General features: G+C 64.4%; 16 protein-coding genes. 2 read left to right on the top strand and 14 right to left on the bottom strand.

Translation table 11 applies throughout. The features are described from left to right. Positions 1–58 precede the first annotated feature (58 nt). The 3 genes from plsX to WF331_RS24540 are packed head-to-tail and all read right to left on the bottom strand — an operon-like array spanning position 59 to position 1,796. Positions 59–1,069, bottom strand: coding sequence for a phosphate acyltransferase PlsX (plsX, locus tag WF331_RS24550; protein ID WP_016500895.1), 1,011 nt, complete (start codon positions 1,067–1,069; stop codon positions 59–61). 3 nt (positions 1,070–1,072) lie between these two features. Further along, positions 1,073–1,255: a 50S ribosomal protein L32 gene (gene rpmF / locus WF331_RS24545; protein ID WP_016485486.1), complete on the bottom strand. Its 183-nt coding sequence runs from the start codon at positions 1,253–1,255 to the stop codon at positions 1,073–1,075. Positions 1,256–1,268: 13 nt separating this feature from the next. Further along, positions 1,269–1,796 carry a YceD family protein gene (locus tag WF331_RS24540; RefSeq protein ID WP_016500896.1) on the bottom strand — a complete coding sequence of 176 codons (528 nt, stop codon included), beginning with the start codon at positions 1,794–1,796 and terminating at the stop codon, positions 1,269–1,271. A gap of 95 nt (positions 1,797–1,891) precedes the next feature. Here WF331_RS24540 and WF331_RS24535 point away from each other — a divergent pair, with 95 nt between their 5' ends. Continuing rightward, the gene (locus WF331_RS24535) at positions 1,892–2,470 is read left to right on the top strand and encodes a Maf family protein (protein WP_016500897.1); all 579 of its coding nucleotides are present in this window, start codon (positions 1,892–1,894) and stop codon (positions 2,468–2,470) included. 102 nt (positions 2,471–2,572) lie between these two features. On the opposite strand, the gene WF331_RS24530 is transcribed toward WF331_RS24535, so the two are convergent. The 3 genes from WF331_RS24530 to rluC are packed head-to-tail and all read right to left on the bottom strand — an operon-like array spanning position 2,573 to position 5,212. Further along, entirely contained in the window at positions 2,573–3,571 is a 999-nt protein-coding gene (locus WF331_RS24530) for a S49 family peptidase (RefSeq protein ID WP_016500898.1), read from the bottom strand. Positions 3,572–3,577: 6 nt separating this feature from the next. Continuing rightward, positions 3,578–4,252, bottom strand: a complete 675-nt coding sequence (locus WF331_RS24525; RefSeq protein WP_016500899.1) for an HAD family hydrolase — start codon at positions 4,250–4,252, stop codon at positions 3,578–3,580. 3 nt (positions 4,253–4,255) lie between these two features. After that, on the bottom strand, positions 4,256–5,212 hold the full coding sequence (rluC, locus tag WF331_RS24520; RefSeq protein WP_284363712.1) for a 23S rRNA pseudouridine(955/2504/2580) synthase RluC: 957 nt from the start codon (positions 5,210–5,212) through the stop codon (positions 4,256–4,258). A gap of 793 nt (positions 5,213–6,005) precedes the next feature. On the opposite strand from rluC, the gene rne reads away from it, so the two are divergent. After that, a complete protein-coding gene (gene rne / locus WF331_RS24515) occupies positions 6,006–9,263 on the top strand; it encodes a ribonuclease E (RefSeq protein WP_340623375.1) in 3,258 nt (1,085 codons plus the stop codon). Between the two features lie 147 nt (positions 9,264–9,410). Here the strand turns inward: rne and murB are convergent, their stop codons facing one another. The 8 genes from murB to WF331_RS24475 all read right to left on the bottom strand — a co-directional run bounded on the left by murB (position 9,411) and on the right by WF331_RS24475 (position 16,267). After that, positions 9,411–10,430 (bottom strand): UDP-N-acetylmuramate dehydrogenase, encoded by a 1,020-nt coding sequence (gene murB / locus WF331_RS24510; protein ID WP_016500902.1) that lies wholly within the window; start codon positions 10,428–10,430, stop codon positions 9,411–9,413. Next, positions 10,427–10,891, bottom strand: coding sequence for a low molecular weight protein-tyrosine-phosphatase (locus WF331_RS24505; RefSeq protein WP_340623374.1), 465 nt, complete (start codon positions 10,889–10,891; stop codon positions 10,427–10,429). The genes murB and WF331_RS24505 overlap by 4 nt, the downstream gene beginning before the upstream one ends. Further along, complete coding sequence (gene kdsB, locus WF331_RS24500; RefSeq protein ID WP_059395219.1) at positions 10,891–11,655, bottom strand: 3-deoxy-manno-octulosonate cytidylyltransferase; 765 nt, start codon at positions 11,653–11,655, stop codon at positions 10,891–10,893. Before kdsB ends, WF331_RS24505 begins: the two co-directional genes overlap by 1 nt. Continuing rightward, positions 11,652–11,837: a Trm112 family protein gene (locus tag WF331_RS24495; protein WP_003247142.1), complete on the bottom strand. Its 186-nt coding sequence runs from the start codon at positions 11,835–11,837 to the stop codon at positions 11,652–11,654. Before WF331_RS24495 ends, kdsB begins: the two co-directional genes overlap by 4 nt. 44 nt (positions 11,838–11,881) lie before the next feature. Then, positions 11,882–12,883, bottom strand: a complete 1,002-nt coding sequence (gene lpxK / locus WF331_RS24490) for a tetraacyldisaccharide 4'-kinase (RefSeq protein ID WP_059395220.1) — start codon at positions 12,881–12,883, stop codon at positions 11,882–11,884. Then, positions 12,883–13,317: an ExbD/TolR family protein gene (locus WF331_RS24485; RefSeq protein WP_016500906.1), complete on the bottom strand. Its 435-nt coding sequence runs from the start codon at positions 13,315–13,317 to the stop codon at positions 12,883–12,885. The genes lpxK and WF331_RS24485 overlap by 1 nt, the downstream gene beginning before the upstream one ends. Next, positions 13,314–13,949, bottom strand: coding sequence for a MotA/TolQ/ExbB proton channel family protein (locus WF331_RS24480; RefSeq protein WP_016500907.1), 636 nt, complete (start codon positions 13,947–13,949; stop codon positions 13,314–13,316). The genes WF331_RS24485 and WF331_RS24480 overlap by 4 nt, the downstream gene beginning before the upstream one ends. Positions 13,950–14,053: 104 nt before the next feature. Further along, entirely contained in the window at positions 14,054–16,267 is a 2,214-nt protein-coding gene (locus tag WF331_RS24475) for a DNA internalization-related competence protein ComEC/Rec2 (RefSeq protein WP_284363701.1), read from the bottom strand. Positions 16,268–16,275: the final 8 nt, after the last annotated feature.

Here is a 16,275-nt window from a genome sequence, read left to right as displayed (position 1 = left end):
AACTTGGATGGAAACGCAGACCAAGCGGTCACATTTAAGCACTTCATCGCCGAAATGCCTAAGGCAACAGGTCTTCAAGGCGGCCATGCAGGCGCTGCGGCAGGTTTTCCTGAATTTCGATCAACGCCCGCTGGATGGCGCTCTGGAAGCCCTGCACGCCTGCCGAGCCATGGCTCTTGATGACGATACCCTGCAACCCCAGAAAGCTCGCACCGTTGTGCCGCGCCGGCGCCAGGTCGGCCTGCAGGCGCTTGAGCAGCGGCATGGCCACGGCCCCGGCAACGCGAGCAAATGCACCGCCCTTGAACAGCTTTTCGATGCGTGCACCGATCATCGTTGCCAGACCCTCGCTGGATTTAAGCAGGATGTTGCCGACAAAACCGTCGCACACCACCACGTCCGCCTCCCCTCTGTACAGGCCATCCCCTTCGACGAAACCGACGTAGTTAAGGCCGCGAGCGTTCTGCAACAGCGTGGCCGCCAGCTTGACCTGCTGGTTGCCCTTGATGTCCTCGGTACCGATGTTCAGCAATGCCACACGCGGCCGATGCACACCCAGGGCCTGGGCGGCCACCGAGCCCATCACCGCGAACTGATAGAGGTTCTCGGCGCTGCAATCGACATTGGCACCCAGGTCCAGCAGCTGGCAGTAACCCGCCTGGGTCGGGATCGCCGCCACCATGGCTGGCCGATCGATACCCGGCAAGGTTTTGAGCACGAAGCGTGACAGCGCCATCAGCGCCCCGGTATTGCCGGCACTGACGCAGGCCTGGGCCTTGCCGTCACGCACCAGTTCGAGGGCGATGCGCATCGACGAGTCCGGCTTGCCGCGTAGCGCCTGAGAGGGCCGCTCGTCCATACCGATCACCTCACTGGCGGCGACAATCTGCAGGCGCGCGCGATCCGCAGCTGCAAGGCCGCTGACAAGATCTTCTAGGAGGGAGGGTTGACCGACGAGGGTCAGGTGCAGCGAGGGGGTAGCCGAAAGGCAGGCAATGCTAGCCTGGACAATGCTGCGGGGACCGAAGTCCCCGCCCATTGCGTCGATCGCGATGATCTGAGCGGACAAGGATTACTCGTCAGCGCCCTTATCGATCACTTTACGACCACGGTATACGCCTTCTGGCGAAACGTGGTGGCGCAGGTGAATTTCACCGGTGGTTTTCTCTACCGACAGCGCGTTTTCCGACAGGGCGTCGTGCGAACGGCGCATGTCACGGGCAGAGCGGGATTTTTTGTTCTGCTGAACAGCCATAATTGATTAACTCCTAAACGTTTGGGTCACGCTTTAACTGCGCCAAAACACTGAACGGGTTGGACCGCGATACCTCGTCCTTGCTCGATTCGGGCTCGTCTGCGCCCGCCGGCTGCTGGCATTCTTCCGGATGGTGAGCAGGCACGATTGGCAAGGCGAGCAGAAGCTCCTCCTCGACCAATGCCTGCAGATCCAAAGGATCTTCGCCCAGTTCCAGCACGTCATAGCCTTTCGGCAACGACTGGGTATTCGCACCCTCCTTCACCACAGCGTATGTACATTCGCTGTAGATCGGCAGGGTGACCAGCTCAAGACAACGCTGGCAAACCATCTTGACCTCGACGTTCAGCTCGGTGTGGATAACCACCACGTGCTGTTCATCTCGTTCAAAATCGAACTTCGCCTGCACCGTACCGACATTGTCGGAAAGCGGGTCGCAGAGTCTTTCCAAATCAGCGAGTTGCAGCGAACCGTTAAGGGTTACGCCACGATCGGCTAATTTGCGCGGGTCAACGTGAGGTGGAATCGGGTCATTCAACATAGGCGCAGCATTCTAGGGATGCCCCCCGTCCCTGTCAAAGGAAATTCGGCGGCATCGTGCGTGATAGGATTGGTTCAACCGAAACGGAGTCTACCATGCTTCCTTTGTTACTGGCTTCCAGCTCTGCCTATCGCCGCGAACTGCTGACACGCCTGCGCCTGCCCTTCACTTGGGCAAGCCCCGATATAGACGAACAGCGACGGGATGACGAGCCCGCCGTGGAACTGGTGCGCCGGCTGGCCAGGCAAAAGGCCGAAGCTTTGGCGGGCAGCCATCCCGCGCACCTGATTATCGGTTCGGACCAGGTTGCAGTACTGGGCGAACAGGTGCTGGGCAAACCACACACGTTCGAGCGGGCTTGCGAGCAACTGCTGGAGTGCAGCGGGCAGCAGGTGAGCTTTCTGACCGGATTGGCATTGCTCAATAGCGCGACCGGGCACTGCCAGGTGGACTGCGTGCCGTTTACGGTGACGCTGCGCGAATTGAGCCGGGAGCGGGTGGAGCGCTATGTGACGGCGGAACAGCCACTGGATTGCGCAGGAAGCTTCAAGGCAGAGGGCTTGGGGGTGAGTTTGTTCCAGAGCACCCACGGGTGCGATTCGACCAGCCTGATCGGGCTGCCGTTGATTCGACTGGTGGATATGTTGACCCGGGAGGGGGTGGTTGTCCCTTGAGCCTGGCTTGAGATTTTCTGCGCCTGGGAGACCGAGCGCCGCCCGCGCGGCGCTTCGCGGGCGGCGCTCGGTCTCACAGGCGCCGCAAAATGCACGCCGAACTCAACGCAACTGCGGCCCCTGGAACCCCATCCACATCGCCAGGTGCTCAGCCACACTGGCCCCCACGCGCTTGGAGAAGCGATCGAACGGCGACTCCTGCACAGTGAAGTCCACCAGCTCCTTCTCGCCTACAATTTCACGCGCCACGTAGCTGGCACTGCCCAGCCCATCCACCAGCCCCAGCGCCTTGGCCTGCTCGCCCGACCAGATAAGGCCACTGAACAACTCCGGGTGGTCCTTATCCTTCAGGCGCTCGCCGCGCCCTTGCTTGACCATGGCGATGAACTGGTTGTGCGTGGTGTCCAGCACCCCCTGCCAGAACCGGGTTTCTTCTGGCTTTTCAGGGGAGAACGGATCAAGGAAGGCCTTGTGCTCACCCGAGGTGTAGGCACGCCGCTCCACGCCCAGCTTCTCCATGGTGCCGACAAAGCCGTAACCAGCCGCCGTCACGCCAATCGAGCCCACCAGGCTAGCCTTGTCGGCATAGATCTCGTCCGCCGCACTGGCAATGTAATAGGCACCGGAAGCACCAAGATCAGCAATTACCGCATACAGCTTGATGGCCGGATACTCGGCGCGCAGGCGGCGGATTTCGTCATACACGTAACCCGCCTGCACCGGGCTGCCGCCCGGGCTGTTGATGCGCATGACCACGGCCTTGGTCTTGCTGTCCTTGAACGCGTCGCGCAGGCTCTTGACGATGTTGTCGGCGCTGGCGCCTTCCTGGTCGGCAATCACCCCGCGTACCTCGACCAGCGCGGTATGGCTGGCACTGCGCGATGCCGCCTTGTCCATGTCCATCAGTGGCGTGAACAATGCCAGGAAGCCGAAGAGGTAGATGAAAGTCAGCAGCTTGAAGAAGATCCCCCAGCGCCGCGCCCGGCGCTGCTCCTGCACACTGGCCAGCAAGGTCTTTTCCAGCAGTTGCCAACTCTTGCGCTCTTCGCGCCCTTCGCGCTCCTCGGGTGCGGCCTCGGGGGCTTTCCATTCGTCTGCCATGCTTACCTACCTTGGAAGTGGAATTGCGGAACCGCCCAGCCACTCACGCAGCTGGGAAAAGTGATCGATGCACACCTGCGGACCAAACTCGGCCAGCGCCTGCAGCGACATGGCACCATAGCCCACCGCCACCGAATGCATGCCGGCATTGCTGGCCATCTGCAGGTCGAATGCCGAGTCTCCGACCATCAGCGCACGCCCCGGTTCGACGCCGCAATGGCCGAGAATTTCCTCGAGCATCAGCGGATGCGGCTTGCCGCGGGTTTCGTCAGCAGCGCGAGTGATGTCAAAGAACGCCTCCCAGCCATTGGCCTTGAGTACCCGATCCAGCCCACGACGCGCCTTGCCGGTCGCCACCGCCAGGCGGTAACCCTCGGCACGGAAGGCATCCAGCGACTCGACCACGCCCTCGAACAGCGGCGAAGGCTGCTGGTCCAGCGCCATGTAGATGTCGGCATAGTGCTGACGAAAGCGCTCGACCTGCTCAGGCGCCAGGTGCGGGTACAGCGTATGGATCGCCTCACCCAGGGCCAGACCGATGATGCCCTTGACCGCGCCGTCGCTGCTGGGCGCCTCGCCGGCACGCTCGGCGGCGGCATTCATGGCCTCGACAATACGCCCGATGGAATCGGCCAGGGTACCGTCCCAGTCGAAGATCAGTAGCTCATAGCCTTTATTCATGGGTCAGGACGCACCCAGACGTTCAATGGTTTTCGCCCAGACTTCATCCACAGGCGCTTCAAGCTTCAGCTCACCACCGTCCGGCAGCGGCACGGTCAGCGCATAGGCATGCAGGAACAGGCGCTTGCCCCCCAAATCACGAATTTCGCGACTGAAGTCTTCGTCACCGTATTTGCTGTCACCGGCAATCATGTGCCCGGCATGCAGGGTGTGCACGCGGATCTGGTGGGTACGCCCAGTGATCGGACGGGCCTCGACAATGGTGGCGAACTCGCCAAAGCGGCGCAGCACGCGGAACAGGGTCAACGCTTCCTTGCCCTCCTCGTTCACTTCGACCATGCGCTCGCCGGAGCGCAGGTTGCTCTTGAGCAACGGAGCGTTTACCTGCTTCTTCGAGGTCGGCCAGTGGCCGCGCACCAGCGCCATGTAGCGCTTGTCGACACCATCGCCACGCAGGGCGGCATGCAGGTGGCGCAGCATGCTGCGCTTCTTGGCGATCATCAGCAGGCCGGAGGTGTCGCGGTCCAGGCGGTGTACCAGCTCCAGCTCCTTGGCGTCCGGGCGCAGCTGGCGCAGCGCTTCGATCACGCCAAAGCTCAGGCCGCTGCCGCCATGCACGGCGATGCCGGACGGCTTGTTCATCACGATAAGCGCCTTGTCTTCGTAGACAATGGCCGCCTCAAGGCGTTGCAGCAAGCCCTGGGCCACCGGCGCCGGCTCGTCACGCTCCGGCAGGCGGACGGGCGGTACCCGCACGATATCGCCGGCCTGGATCTTGTACTCAGGCTTTACCCGACCTTTGTTCACCCGCACTTCACCCTTGCGCAGGATGCGGTAGACCAAAGTCTTGGGCACGCCCTTGAGGGCCGTGATGAGGAAATTGTCGATGCGTTGGCCGGCAAGCTCCGGCGCGACTTCGATCAGCTGAACGCCGGAAGTCGGAGGGGTATTGGTCGTCATTGCGGGATCATAACAATTTTTTATGGAATTGAAGCACTTAATCATTGCTGCTATAGTCGCGAACGCCGCCAAAAGCGGCAGGCCAGCGGCACCAGGCTTTCAGCCGGCCCTGACCAACGCAATTCTCCAGGACGCGAGGCCGTCCTACGGGGTTTTCGCCAGTTTACCGAATTGCCTGGAATCGCCACCAGCGCTGTGTAGAGAAGAGCGAAAAAAAACGACAAGCGCGGTGTTTCACCTGCTTACCCGATTCTTTTCGCAGTACCTCTGCCCGCGAGTCGCTTCCACGCAACGCACGGCGAATGCTTCGGAAATACCTGCCTTGGACATCAATGGCGCCAGTGCAGTACCTGCAGTGGCGAAAAATGCAACCCGTTGCGGATTCAGCGCGCGGCAGCACCCGAATTATCAGGGATACGTGCAGGGTGGAGATGCACAGCCCTCGGACCGTGTAGCACCGCGTCCGGCCACCAGCCACTGACGGCTGGCGAGCGGATAAGGTCCTGAACAGATGCCCCCGGGCGTCCACGGCTGAAGGTTGATTCCTCCTCCTGACTGAGTGCACAAGGCCCGCTTGGTTGATTCGATATCCATTCGAAGCCACCGGGGCCTTGTTGGCACCGCAGCAAACAGGACGCGTCGTCGCGACAACGGCAGGCTGGGCAACCGGCTGGTGCCGAACGTCGCTCGACACGGGGGTGGCCCGGCCACCCTTTGCGCACCTTGGCACCGACCATGAGACGTCGTGTGTGCCGAACGCCGTTTCCGGCAGCCCGGAAACCGACGGTACAACATGAAAAGAATGCTGATTAACGCAACTCAACCCGAAGAGTTGCGTGTAGCCCTGGTGGACGGCCAACGCCTCTACGACCTGGACATCGAGTCCGGCGCACGTGAGCAGAAAAAGGCCAACATCTACAAAGGCAAGATCACCCGCATCGAACCCAGCCTCGAAGCCGCCTTCGTCGACTTCGGTTCCGAACGTCACGGCTTCCTGCCGCTGAAAGAAATCTCCCGCGAATACTTCAAGAAAGCCCCCGAAGGCCGGGTGAACATCAAGGAAGTGCTCAGCGAAGGCCAGGAAGTCATCGTCCAGGTCGAGAAGGAAGAGCGCGGCAACAAAGGCGCCGCCCTCACCACCTTCATCAGCCTGGCTGGCCGCTACCTGGTGCTGATGCCCAACAACCCGCGTGCTGGCGGCATCTCCCGCCGCATCGAAGGCGAAGAGCGCAACGAACTGCGCGAAGCCCTGAACGGCCTGACCGTGCCGGGCGACATGGGCCTGATCGTGCGCACTGCCGGCCTTGGCCGCAGCAGCGAAGAAATGCAGTGGGACCTCGACTACCTGCTGCAGCTGTGGACCGCCATCAAGGAAGCGTCCCTGGACCGCGCCGCGCCATTCCTGATCTACCAGGAAAGCAACGTCATCATCCGCGCCATCCGCGACTACCTGCGCCAGGACATCGGTGAGGTGCTGATCGACAGCATCGACGCCCAGGAAGAGGCCCTGACCTTCATCCGCCAGGTGATGCCGCAGTACGCCAGCAAGGTGAAACTGTACGAAGACAGCGTACCGCTGTTCAACCGCTTCCAGATCGAAAGCCAGATCGAAACCGCCTTCCAGCGCGTGGTCGACCTGCCGTCCGGTGGTTCGATCGTGATCGACCCGACCGAAGCCCTGGTGTCTATCGACATCAACTCGGCGCGCGCCACCAAAGGCAGCGATATCGAAGAAACCGCCCTGCAGACCAACCTGGAAGCGGCGGAGGAAATCGCCCGCCAGCTGCGCCTGCGTGACATCGGCGGCCTGATCGTGATCGACTTCATCGACATGACCCCGGCGAAAAACCAGCGCGCCGTTGAAGAACGCGTGCGCGAATGCCTGGAAGCGGACCGTGCCCGCGTGCAGGTTGGCCGCATCTCGCGCTTCGGCCTGCTGGAAATGTCCCGTCAGCGCCTGCGCCCATCGCTGGGCGAAAGCAGCGGCATCGTCTGCCCACGCTGCTCCGGCACCGGCATCATCCGTGACGTGGAGTCGCTGTCGCTGGCCATCCTGCGCCTGATCGAAGAAGAAGCCCTGAAGGACCGCACTGCCGAAGTCCGTGCACAAGTGCCGATCCCGGTGGCCGCGTTCCTGCTCAACGAGAAGCGCAACTCGATCACCAAGATCGAACTGCGCACCCGTGCGCGCATCATCATCCTGCCGAACGATCACCTGGAAACTCCGCACTTCGAAGTCCAGCGCCTGCGCGACGACAACCCGGAAGTGCTGAACAACCAGTCCAGCTACGAGATCGCCACCACCGAAGCCGAAGAGGCACCGCAGCAGACCGCCACCCGCACCCTGGTTCGCCAGGAAGCAGCGGTCAAGACCGCCCCGGCCCGCACCAACGCGCCGGTACCGGTTGCTGAAGAGCCTCAGGCTGTTGCCCCGGCCGCCCCGGCCCCGAGCGCCCCGGAGCCAAGCCTGTTCAAAGGCCTGGTGAAGTCGCTGGTCAGCCTGTTCGCCGGCAAGGACGAACCTGCAGCTGCTGCACCTGTCGTCGCCGAGAAACCGGCCGCCGAGCGCAGCCCGCGCAACGAGGAGCGCCGCAACGGCCGTCAACAGAGCCGCAACCGCAACGGCCGCCGCGACGAAGAGCGCAAGCCGCGTGAAGAGCGTGCCGAGCGCGCCCCGCGCGAAGAGCGCCAGCCACGCGAGGAGCGTGCACCACGTGAAGAGCGTGCACCACGTGAAGAGCGTGCACCACGCGAAGAACGCGCCCCACGCGAAGAGCGTGCACCCCGCCAGCCACGCGAAGACCGCCGCAGCAACCGCGGCGAAGAGCGCGTGCGCGAACTGCGTGAGCCGCTGGATGCCACCCCGCCAGCCGAACGCGAAGAGCGCCAGCCACGTGAAGAGCGTGTAGCCCGTGAAGAACGCGCACCACGTGAAGAGCGTGCACCTCGCGAAGAACGTGCTCCGCGTGAAGAGCGCGCACCTCGCGAAGAACGTGCTCCGCGTGAAGAGCGTGCTCCTCGCGAAGAACGTGCTCCGCGTGAAGAGCGCGCACCTCGCGAAGAACGTGCGCCACGCGAAGAACGCGCCCCGCGCCCACCACGCGAAGAGCGCCAGCCACGCGTAGCCGAAGAAGCGGCCGAGCAGGCTGCCGAACTGGCCGAAGAGCAACTGCCGAACGAAGAGCTGCTGCAAGACGAACAGGAAGGCACCGATGGCGAGCGTCCGCGCCGCCGCTCCCGTGGCCAGCGTCGTCGCAGCAACCGTCGTGAGCGCCAGCGCAACGCCAATGGCGAGCTGATCGACGGCGGCGAAGAGGAAGAAGGCAGCGAAGAGCAGCCACAACAGCACCAGGCCACCGAGCTGGGTGCCGAACTGGCCGCCGGCCTGGCCGTGACTGCCGCTGTTGCCAGCAGCAACATCAGCGCCGACGCCGAAGCCCAGGCCAACCAGCAGGCCGAACTGGCCACCGCCGAAGTCGCTGCGGCAGCAGAGACCGACAACAGCCACGCCGCTCAGCCGGTCGAGAAGGCTGAAAAGGTCGAGCCGGTTGAAGCCGTCGCCAAGGCTGAAGACGTTGCCGTAGCCCCAGTGGTGGAGCAGCCTGTCAGCGAGCCGGTTGTCGTGGCCGAGGTCACTGCCGAGCCGGTAGTCGAAGTCGCTCCGCAACACCTGGTTGAAGAAGCGCCTGCTGCCGAACCGGTAATCGTCGCCGAAGCCCCTGTTGAAACGCCTGCTGTCGAAGCGGGCGAAATCGAAAAAGCTCCGGCCGTGGTTGAAACCGCTCCGGTTGCCGAGCAGCCTGCACCGGTTGTCGAAGCCCAGCCAGAAGTAGTCGCAGAGCCTGCACCTGTGGTCGTCGAGCCTGCCCCGGTAGAGGCAGAAGCTGCCACCGTCATGCTGGCCAACGGCCGTGCGCCGAACGACCCGCGTGAAGTGCGCCGCCGCAAGCGTGAGGCCGAGGCCGCCGCCAAAGCCGCGCAGGAAGCTGCTGCAGCGACCGAGGAGCCAGCCCTGGAAGCCGCCGATGAGCACAAGCCTCATCACAGTTGATAGCCAAGGCTGAATGAAAAAGCCCCGCCAGTGCGAACTGGCGGGGCTTTTTCTTGTGTTCGTCGCTACTGCCGCATTGCCTATGAGATCGAGCGCCGCGCGGGCGGCGCTCGATTTCTGCCACCCCGCAATTCCAAAGCCGAACGCTCAGTAGAGGTTAGGCTCCATCTCCAACTCAACCCCGAACCGCTCCAGGATATCCGCCTGGATCTGCCGTGCCAGCGCATGCATCTGTGCCCCGCTCGCCTGACCGTAGTTGACCAGCACCAGCGACTGCAAGCGATGCACGCCCGCATCGCCGTCGCGATGGCCCTTCCAGCCCGCCTGCTCGATCAACCAGCCCGCAGCCAGCTTCACTTGGCCATCGGCCTGAGGATAAGCGACCACTGCCGGGTATTGCGCACGAATACGCTCAACCAGCTCAGCCGACACCACCGGGTTCTTGAAAAAGCTCCCGGCGTTGCCGAGCTCCACCGGGTCTGGCAGCTTTTCACGGCGAATGCTGCAAATAGCATCACTGATCGCCTGCGCAGTCGGCTCGGCCACGCCCTGCTCCGCCAGGCGCTGACGCACCGGGCCATAGTCCAGATGGGCCTGCAAGGTACGGCTCAAGGCAAAACGCACGCGCAGGATCAACCAGCGCCCGGGGTTGCGCTTGAACAGGCTGTCGCGATAACCGAAGGCACATTCTGCCAAACCGAGGTCATGCAGTTCGCCCGTCTCGCGGTCCAGGGCGGTCAGGCCGGCAAACACGTCCTTGATCTCCACCCCATAGGCGCCCACGTTCTGCATCGGTGCGGCGCCCACGGTGCCTGGGATCAGGCTGAGGTTTTCCAGCCCGCAAAAGCCCTGCGCCAGTGTCCACTGCACAAATACATGCCACGGCTCACCGGCCTCGGCTTCGACCACGACATGTTCACCATCGTCGCTGAGCACACGGCAGCCACGGCTAGCCATGTGCAGCACCAGCGCGTCGATATCGCGGGTGAGCAGCAGGTTGCTACCACCACCGATGACCAACACCGGCAGCCCGCGCTGCTGCGCCTGGCCCAGTGCCTGACGCACCTGCTGGTCATCCTGAGCCTGGCTGAAGTAACGCGCCTTCACGTCGATGCCGAAGGTGTTGTACGGTTTGAGCGATACCTGCTCCTGCCACTGCCCTGTCATAGCCGCCCCTTGATTTCCAGCACCAGCGCCTGGCAGGCCGCCTCGACCAGGTCGAGCACCTGCTCGAAGCCGTCAGCGCCGCCGTAGTACGGGTCAGGCATCTCATCCAGCACCGAGCCATAGCGGCGCAGGAACAGGTCGAGTTCGCCCACTGCGGTATGCGGGCGCAGGGCGCGCAGATCGCGCAGGTTGCTCTCGTCCATGGCCAGGACCAGGTCATACTCGGCAAAATGCGCCGCCTTGACCTGCTGGGCGCGCTGCGGCGACAGGTCGTAACCGCGCGCCAGCGCCGCCTTGCAGGTGCGGCTGTCTGGCGCCTTGCCGACATGCCAGTCGCCGGTGCCGGCAGAAGCCACGTGCACCCGGTCGGCAAGCCCGGCGGCCTGCAATTGATGGCGCAGCACGCCTTCGGCGGTAGGCGAGCGGCAGATGTTGCCCAGGCAGACGAACAGGACGCGCATCAAGCCTCCAGCAAGCGCCTTACGCGCTCCAGGTCTTCAGGTGTATCAACGCCCACGGCAGGCGCCTCGATGGCATCCTCGACGTGAATACGCACGCCGTGCCACAAGGCACGCAGCTGCTCCAGCGCTTCGGTCTGTTCGAGCCCGCACGGGCCCCAACCGACAAAGTCCTGCAGGAAGCCGACGCGGTAAGCGTACATGCCGATGTGGCGGCGATACGGCACGCCTTCTGGCAGCACGTTACGGTCCCTGGCAAAAGCATCGCGGGCCCAGGGCAGCGGCGCGCGGCTGAACGTCAGGGCCAGGCCGTTCTTGTCGCTCACCACCTTGACCGCGTTGGGGTTGAACACGGTTTCCGGCTCATGAATCGGCTCGGCCAGGGTGGCGATGCCAGCTTCCGGGTGCGCAGCCAGGTTGGCCGCCACCTGGTCGATGATCACCGGCGGGATCAGCGGCTCGTCGCCCTGCACGTTGACCACGATGGCGTCAGCCGGCAAGCCCAGGTGCGCCGCCACCTCGGCCAGGCGGTCAGTGCCCGATTCATGGTCGGCACGGGTCATCAGCACTTCGGCGCCGAACGCCTGGCAGGCTTCCAGGATACTGGCGTCGTCGGTGGCGATGACCACACGGCTGGCAGCACTTTTGCGCGCCTGCTCCCACACATGCTGCACCATCGGCTTGCCGGCAATCGCCAGCAGCGGCTTGCCTGGCAAGCGTGTGGAGCGCAGCCGGGCGGGGATCACCACGGTGAAGTCCAGGCTCATTTGTCCAGACGCTCGTCGTCAGTCAGGGTACGCGCCTCGCTTTCCAGCATGACCGGGATGCCGTCGCGGATCGGGTAGGCCAGGCCAGCGCCCTTGCTGATCAGCTCGGTCTTGTCGGCGCTGAGCTTGAGCGGGCCCTTGGTGATCGGGCAGGCCAGGATATCGAGCAGTTTGGTGTCCATTGGAGGCTTCCTTTAGGCCAGGTGGCCGAAAATTGAAAACGGGCTCAGGGCTTGCGCAGCAGACGCTGCAGCTGGTTGTCGAACCAGGCGCTGAAAGCCGGCGTGGGCTGCGCCTCGACGGCCAGGTACCACCAGTCGTCAGCGGCGAAGGCCCGGCATTTCACCGCATCCTTCTCGGTCATCACCAGCGGCAGCGGCGGGCTGAAGGCCAGGCTTTGGACACTGAACCGTGCATGGTCGGCGAAGGGATGCGGCACCGGCTGCCAGTTTAGCCCCAGCAGGGTATTGAAGAAACGTTGCGGGTTGCCAATACCGGCCACCGCGTGCAGGCGCTGGCCTGCGGGGAAATGGTCGAGGGCACGACGCTCGCCAGTGCGCAGGTTGACCAGGGCGGACGGCTGCAGGCAGAAGCCAAAACCATCGGCTCGGTCGGCACTGGCACCGTTGAACAGCACCGCGTCAGCATCCTGCAGGCGTTCGGCAGGCTCGCGCAAAGGGCCGGCTGGCAGGCAGCGGCCATTGCCCAGGCCGCGGGCGGCATCGACCAGCACCAGTTCGAGGTCGCGGGCCAGGCGGTAGTGCTGCATGCCGTCATCGCACAGGATCAGGTCGAGCGGTTCGCTGGCCAGCAACGCCTGCACAGCGCGGGAACGGTCGGGGTCGATCATCAGCGGCACGCCGGTGCGCTGCACGATCAGCAGCGGTTCATCGCCCGCCTGATCGGCCGGCTGGTCGGCCTGCACCCGCCAGGGCAGCTGCGGCGGCTTGGCACCATAGCCACGGCTGACCACGCCCACCTTCAGCCCCTGCTGGCGGCAGTGCTCGATCAGCCAGAGAATCATCGGCGTCTTGCCGGTGCCGCCCACGGTGATGTTGCCCACCACGATGATTGGCACTGGCGCCCGGTAGCTGGCACTTTCGCCACTGAGAAAACGTGCCCGCTTGCGCGTGACCACGCGGCGGTACAACGCCTCCAGCGGGCGCAGTAGCGCCAGCGCTGGGTGCCCGGCGTACCAGGCGGCGAGCAAACGGTCGGCGAAAGCCATCAAGGCGTGCCCTGGGCCGCCTCGACGGTGGTCATGCGCAACTGGCTGAAACCGAGCTTGCCGGCGGCGTCCATTGCGGTGACCACAGCCTGGTGCGGGGTCTTGCCGTCGGCGCTGATGGCCAGCGGCAGCTTGTTGTCACCGCCCGACTCACGCTCGATGGCCTCGCTCAAGGTGGCCAGGTCGCTCTTGGGCAGCAGGTGGTTGTTCACCGAATACACGCCTTCGGCGCTGATGGTGATTTCCACCAGCTTGTCCTGGTCGGCCGGCGCCTTCTCGGCGCTGGCAGCTTCGGGCAGTTCGACGCGCAGCTGGGTCTCGCGGGTGAAGGTTGTGGTGACCACGAAGAACAGCAGCAGGACGAAAACCACGTCGATCAACGACGCCAGGTTGATGTCAACGTTCTCCCGCTGGCGATTGCGCCGGAACTTCACGCCTTGCCTCCGGCCACTTCCACTTCACGGTCGCCCTGGATCACTTCCACCAGCTTGATTGCCTCCTGTTCCATGCCCACCACCAGCTCATCGATGCGGCGCAGCAGGAAGCGGTGGAAGAACACCGCCGGGATACCGACCATCAGGCCGGCCGCAGTGGTGACCAGGGCCTTGGAGATACCACCGGCCAGCACGGACGCATTGGCATTCATCTGCGAGCCCATGAAGGCGCTGAAGATGTCGATCATGCCCAGCACGGTGCCCAGCAAGCCCAGCAGCGGGGCCATGGCGGCGATGGTGCCGAGCGTGCTGATGTAGCGCTCCAGTTCGTGAATGACGCGCGAGGCGGCTTCCTCGATGCACTCTTTCATGATTTCGCGGCCATGGCGCGAGTTGGCCAGGCCTGCGGCAAGGATTTCGCCCAGTGGCGAATCGGCGCGCAAGGCCTTGAGCTTGTCACTGGTCAGTTGCTTGTCCTTGATCCACATCCACACCTGGCCCAGCAGGTGCGGCGGGGTGACGCGACTGGCGCGCAGGGTCCACAGGCGCTCGACGACGATAGCCATGGCAGCGATGGAACTCAGAATGATCGGCAGCATCATCCAACCACCGGACTTGACCAATTCCCACACAGTAAACGCCCCTTCGCAAAAAGGCCGCCACTCTACCATAGGCGCGCCGAGGGCTCATCTGCCGGAGGTCAGGGAATTGGCGTATGCACCGGCCTGCCTCCCGCTCACTCAGCTCGAACCCGCCAAAACCGCCGCTGCCCCCTCATACCTTCGACTTCGCCATGCTGCCCCACCACCAACCTCAATGCCCCCTCCACCGCCGTGTCATGCACCGCCAGCCCATGCCGCTGATAACGCTCCATCACCTGAACATGCGGGTGCCCGAAGCTGTTGTTGCGACCTCGCGAAATCAATACCCCACGCGGCGCAGTAGCCCGGATGAACGCCTCCGTGGACGAACTGCGGCTGCCATGGTGCGGTGACTGCAACCAGTCGATACGCGGCGTTTCATGGTCTGCCAGCCAAGCCCGTTCGGCAGCAGCTTCCATATCCCCCGCCAGCAGCAAGCGCTCGCCCTGCGCCTCTACCAACAGCACACAGGAACGGTCATTGCTGCTCTGCCCGGCCGCCCAGCGCCACAGCGAAAAGCGCACGCCATCCCAGTCCCATTGTTCGCTATTGGCACAGGGCTGCAATGGCACTTCTTCCAGCGCTTCCCCGCCGATCAGCCGCCTGACCGGCAGACCACGCTGTATGGCCGAGGCACCACCCGCATGGTCGGCATGCGCGTGGCTGATCACCATCGTGTCCAGGCTGCCCACCCCCAGCTTGCGCAACGTCGGTAGCACCACCCGCTCCCCCAGGTCGCTCTCGCCTCTGGCCGGCCCGGCGTCGTACAGCAGGCTGTGATGCCGGGTGCGCAACAGTACCGCCAGCCCTTGGCCAACGTCCAGTTGCCAGACCTCGACCTGCCCGTGCGGCACCGGTTCCCTGGGCACCCACAAGGCCAGCAGCATCACCCCGCCCAAGCCGCGCAGCGGCACACCACGGGGCAGCAAAACCAACAGAGCGCCCAGGCTCACCAATAGCCAGGCCCATAATGGCAGGGCCGGCGCCACCCATGCCGGGCGCTGCTGCGCCACCAGCGCAAGCAGCCGGAACAGCCCATCCAACAGCCCCCCCGCCAGCCATAGCAACGCCTCCCCTACCCCGCCCAATGACAGCAGCAACGTACCCAGCAGTGCCAAAGGCAGCACCGCCACGCTCAACCAAGGCACTGCGACAAGATTGGCCAGCGGCGCACTCAGGCTCACCGGCAAGCCCGTGGCCAGCAACACCGGCAGCAGGCCGATGGCGATCACCCATTGCGCGCGCGTCCAGGCCTGCCAAGGCCGCCAGCCCCCTAGCCGGGCACTGAAGCAATAGACAAGCGTGGCCACCGCCATAAATGACAGCCAGAAACCAGGCAGCAGCGCTGCCAGCGGTTCGACCAGCAGCACCGCGACCAGCGCCAGCAACAGCGGCAGCGTCGCACCGAGGTGGCGAAAGCGCAGGCGCCAGAGCAACACCACCGCCAGCATCAGGCAGGCGCGCTGCACCGGCACACCAGCACCGGCCAGCCAGCCGTAGGCCAGCGCCGCCGCCATGGCCAGGCCACACGCCCAGGGCAGCCACGGCAACCGGGCGGGCCACAGCCCCCAACGCGCCAGTCCGGCGACCAGACCGTACAGCAAGCCGGCCACCAGGCCGATGTGCTGGCCAGAGATCACCAACAGGTGCACCGTGCCGGTGGCTTGCAACGTCTGCCAGTCCTCCCGGGCCAGGCCTGTGCCGTCGCCAAGCACCAGTGCCACCAACGCAGCCTGCCGGCCATTGGCTTCGACCGCCAGCAAACGCTGACGCAGCACATCGCGCCAACCACCGGTTACCGGCGCCAGCAGTTGCCCGGCTTTTACCGTACCGGTGCCCCCCACCCGCCGCGCCAGCAGTTGCGCCTCCCGGTCGGGCCCATAGGGGTTGAGCAACCCGGCCGGGCGCTGCAAGGTCACGGCCAGCCGCCACTGCTCACCGGCCCGCAGCGGCGGCCCGTCGAACCAGCTCAGTTGCAACCGTTGCGGCAGCTCGGCCCGCCGCGAGTGTGCTGCCTGCAGCTCGAAGCGCACGCCCTGCGCCGTTCGGGCTGGCAAGCCGACCACCCGCCCCTCCAGCCACAAGGTGCGGCCATCCAGGCCGGCAGCCAGGCGATCATCAAGCGCCTGCTGAGCAGACCAGCACGCCCAACACAGGCCCAACAGAAAGCAGCCCACCGGCCAAACACGGGTAAACAAGCTGACGGCAGCACAGGCCGCCAGCGCTAGCAGCCACCCGACCGATGGCAATACGGGGAGAAAGCCCAGGCACAGCAGCCCGAGCGCGAGCGCAAACATCCCTGTGCGCATGAGGTAGA

The organism is Pseudomonas sp. YNh (assembly GCF_037993085.1).
Classification (GTDB): Bacteria; Pseudomonadota; Gammaproteobacteria; order Pseudomonadales; family Pseudomonadaceae; genus Aquipseudomonas; species Aquipseudomonas putida.
The sequence above is the reverse complement of the archived record's forward strand: the minus strand, read 5'-3'. Positions and strand labels throughout refer to the sequence as shown.

Excerpts from the sequence above, each read along its gene's own strand:
- rpmF (WP_016485486.1), bottom strand. The coding sequence starts at position 1,255 with ATGGCTGTTCAGCAGAACAAAAAATCCCGCTCTGCCCGTGACATGCGC.
- WF331_RS24540 (WP_016500896.1), bottom strand. The coding sequence starts at position 1,796 with ATGTTGAATGACCCGATTCCACCTCACGTTGACCCGCGCAAATTAGCC.
- WF331_RS24535 (WP_016500897.1), top strand. The coding sequence starts at position 1,892 with ATGCTTCCTTTGTTACTGGCTTCCAGCTCTGCCTATCGCCGCGAACTG.
- WF331_RS24530 (WP_016500898.1), bottom strand. The coding sequence starts at position 3,571 with ATGGCAGACGAATGGAAAGCCCCCGAGGCCGCACCCGAGGAGCGCGAA.
- WF331_RS24525 (WP_016500899.1), bottom strand. The coding sequence starts at position 4,252 with ATGAATAAAGGCTATGAGCTACTGATCTTCGACTGGGACGGTACCCTG.
- rluC (WP_284363712.1), bottom strand. The coding sequence starts at position 5,212 with ATGACGACCAATACCCCTCCGACTTCCGGCGTTCAGCTGATCGAAGTC.
- rne (WP_340623375.1), top strand. The coding sequence starts at position 6,006 with ATGAAAAGAATGCTGATTAACGCAACTCAACCCGAAGAGTTGCGTGTA.
- murB (WP_016500902.1), bottom strand. The coding sequence starts at position 10,430 with ATGACAGGGCAGTGGCAGGAGCAGGTATCGCTCAAACCGTACAACACC.
- WF331_RS24505 (WP_340623374.1), bottom strand. The coding sequence starts at position 10,891 with ATGCGCGTCCTGTTCGTCTGCCTGGGCAACATCTGCCGCTCGCCTACC.
- kdsB (WP_059395219.1), bottom strand. The coding sequence starts at position 11,655 with ATGAGCCTGGACTTCACCGTGGTGATCCCCGCCCGGCTGCGCTCCACA.
- WF331_RS24495 (WP_003247142.1), bottom strand. The coding sequence starts at position 11,837 with ATGGACACCAAACTGCTCGATATCCTGGCCTGCCCGATCACCAAGGGC.
- lpxK (WP_059395220.1), bottom strand. The coding sequence starts at position 12,883 with ATGGCTTTCGCCGACCGTTTGCTCGCCGCCTGGTACGCCGGGCACCCA.
- WF331_RS24475 (WP_284363701.1), bottom strand. The coding sequence starts at position 16,267 with ATGCGCACAGGGATGTTTGCGCTCGCGCTCGGGCTGCTGTGCCTGGGC.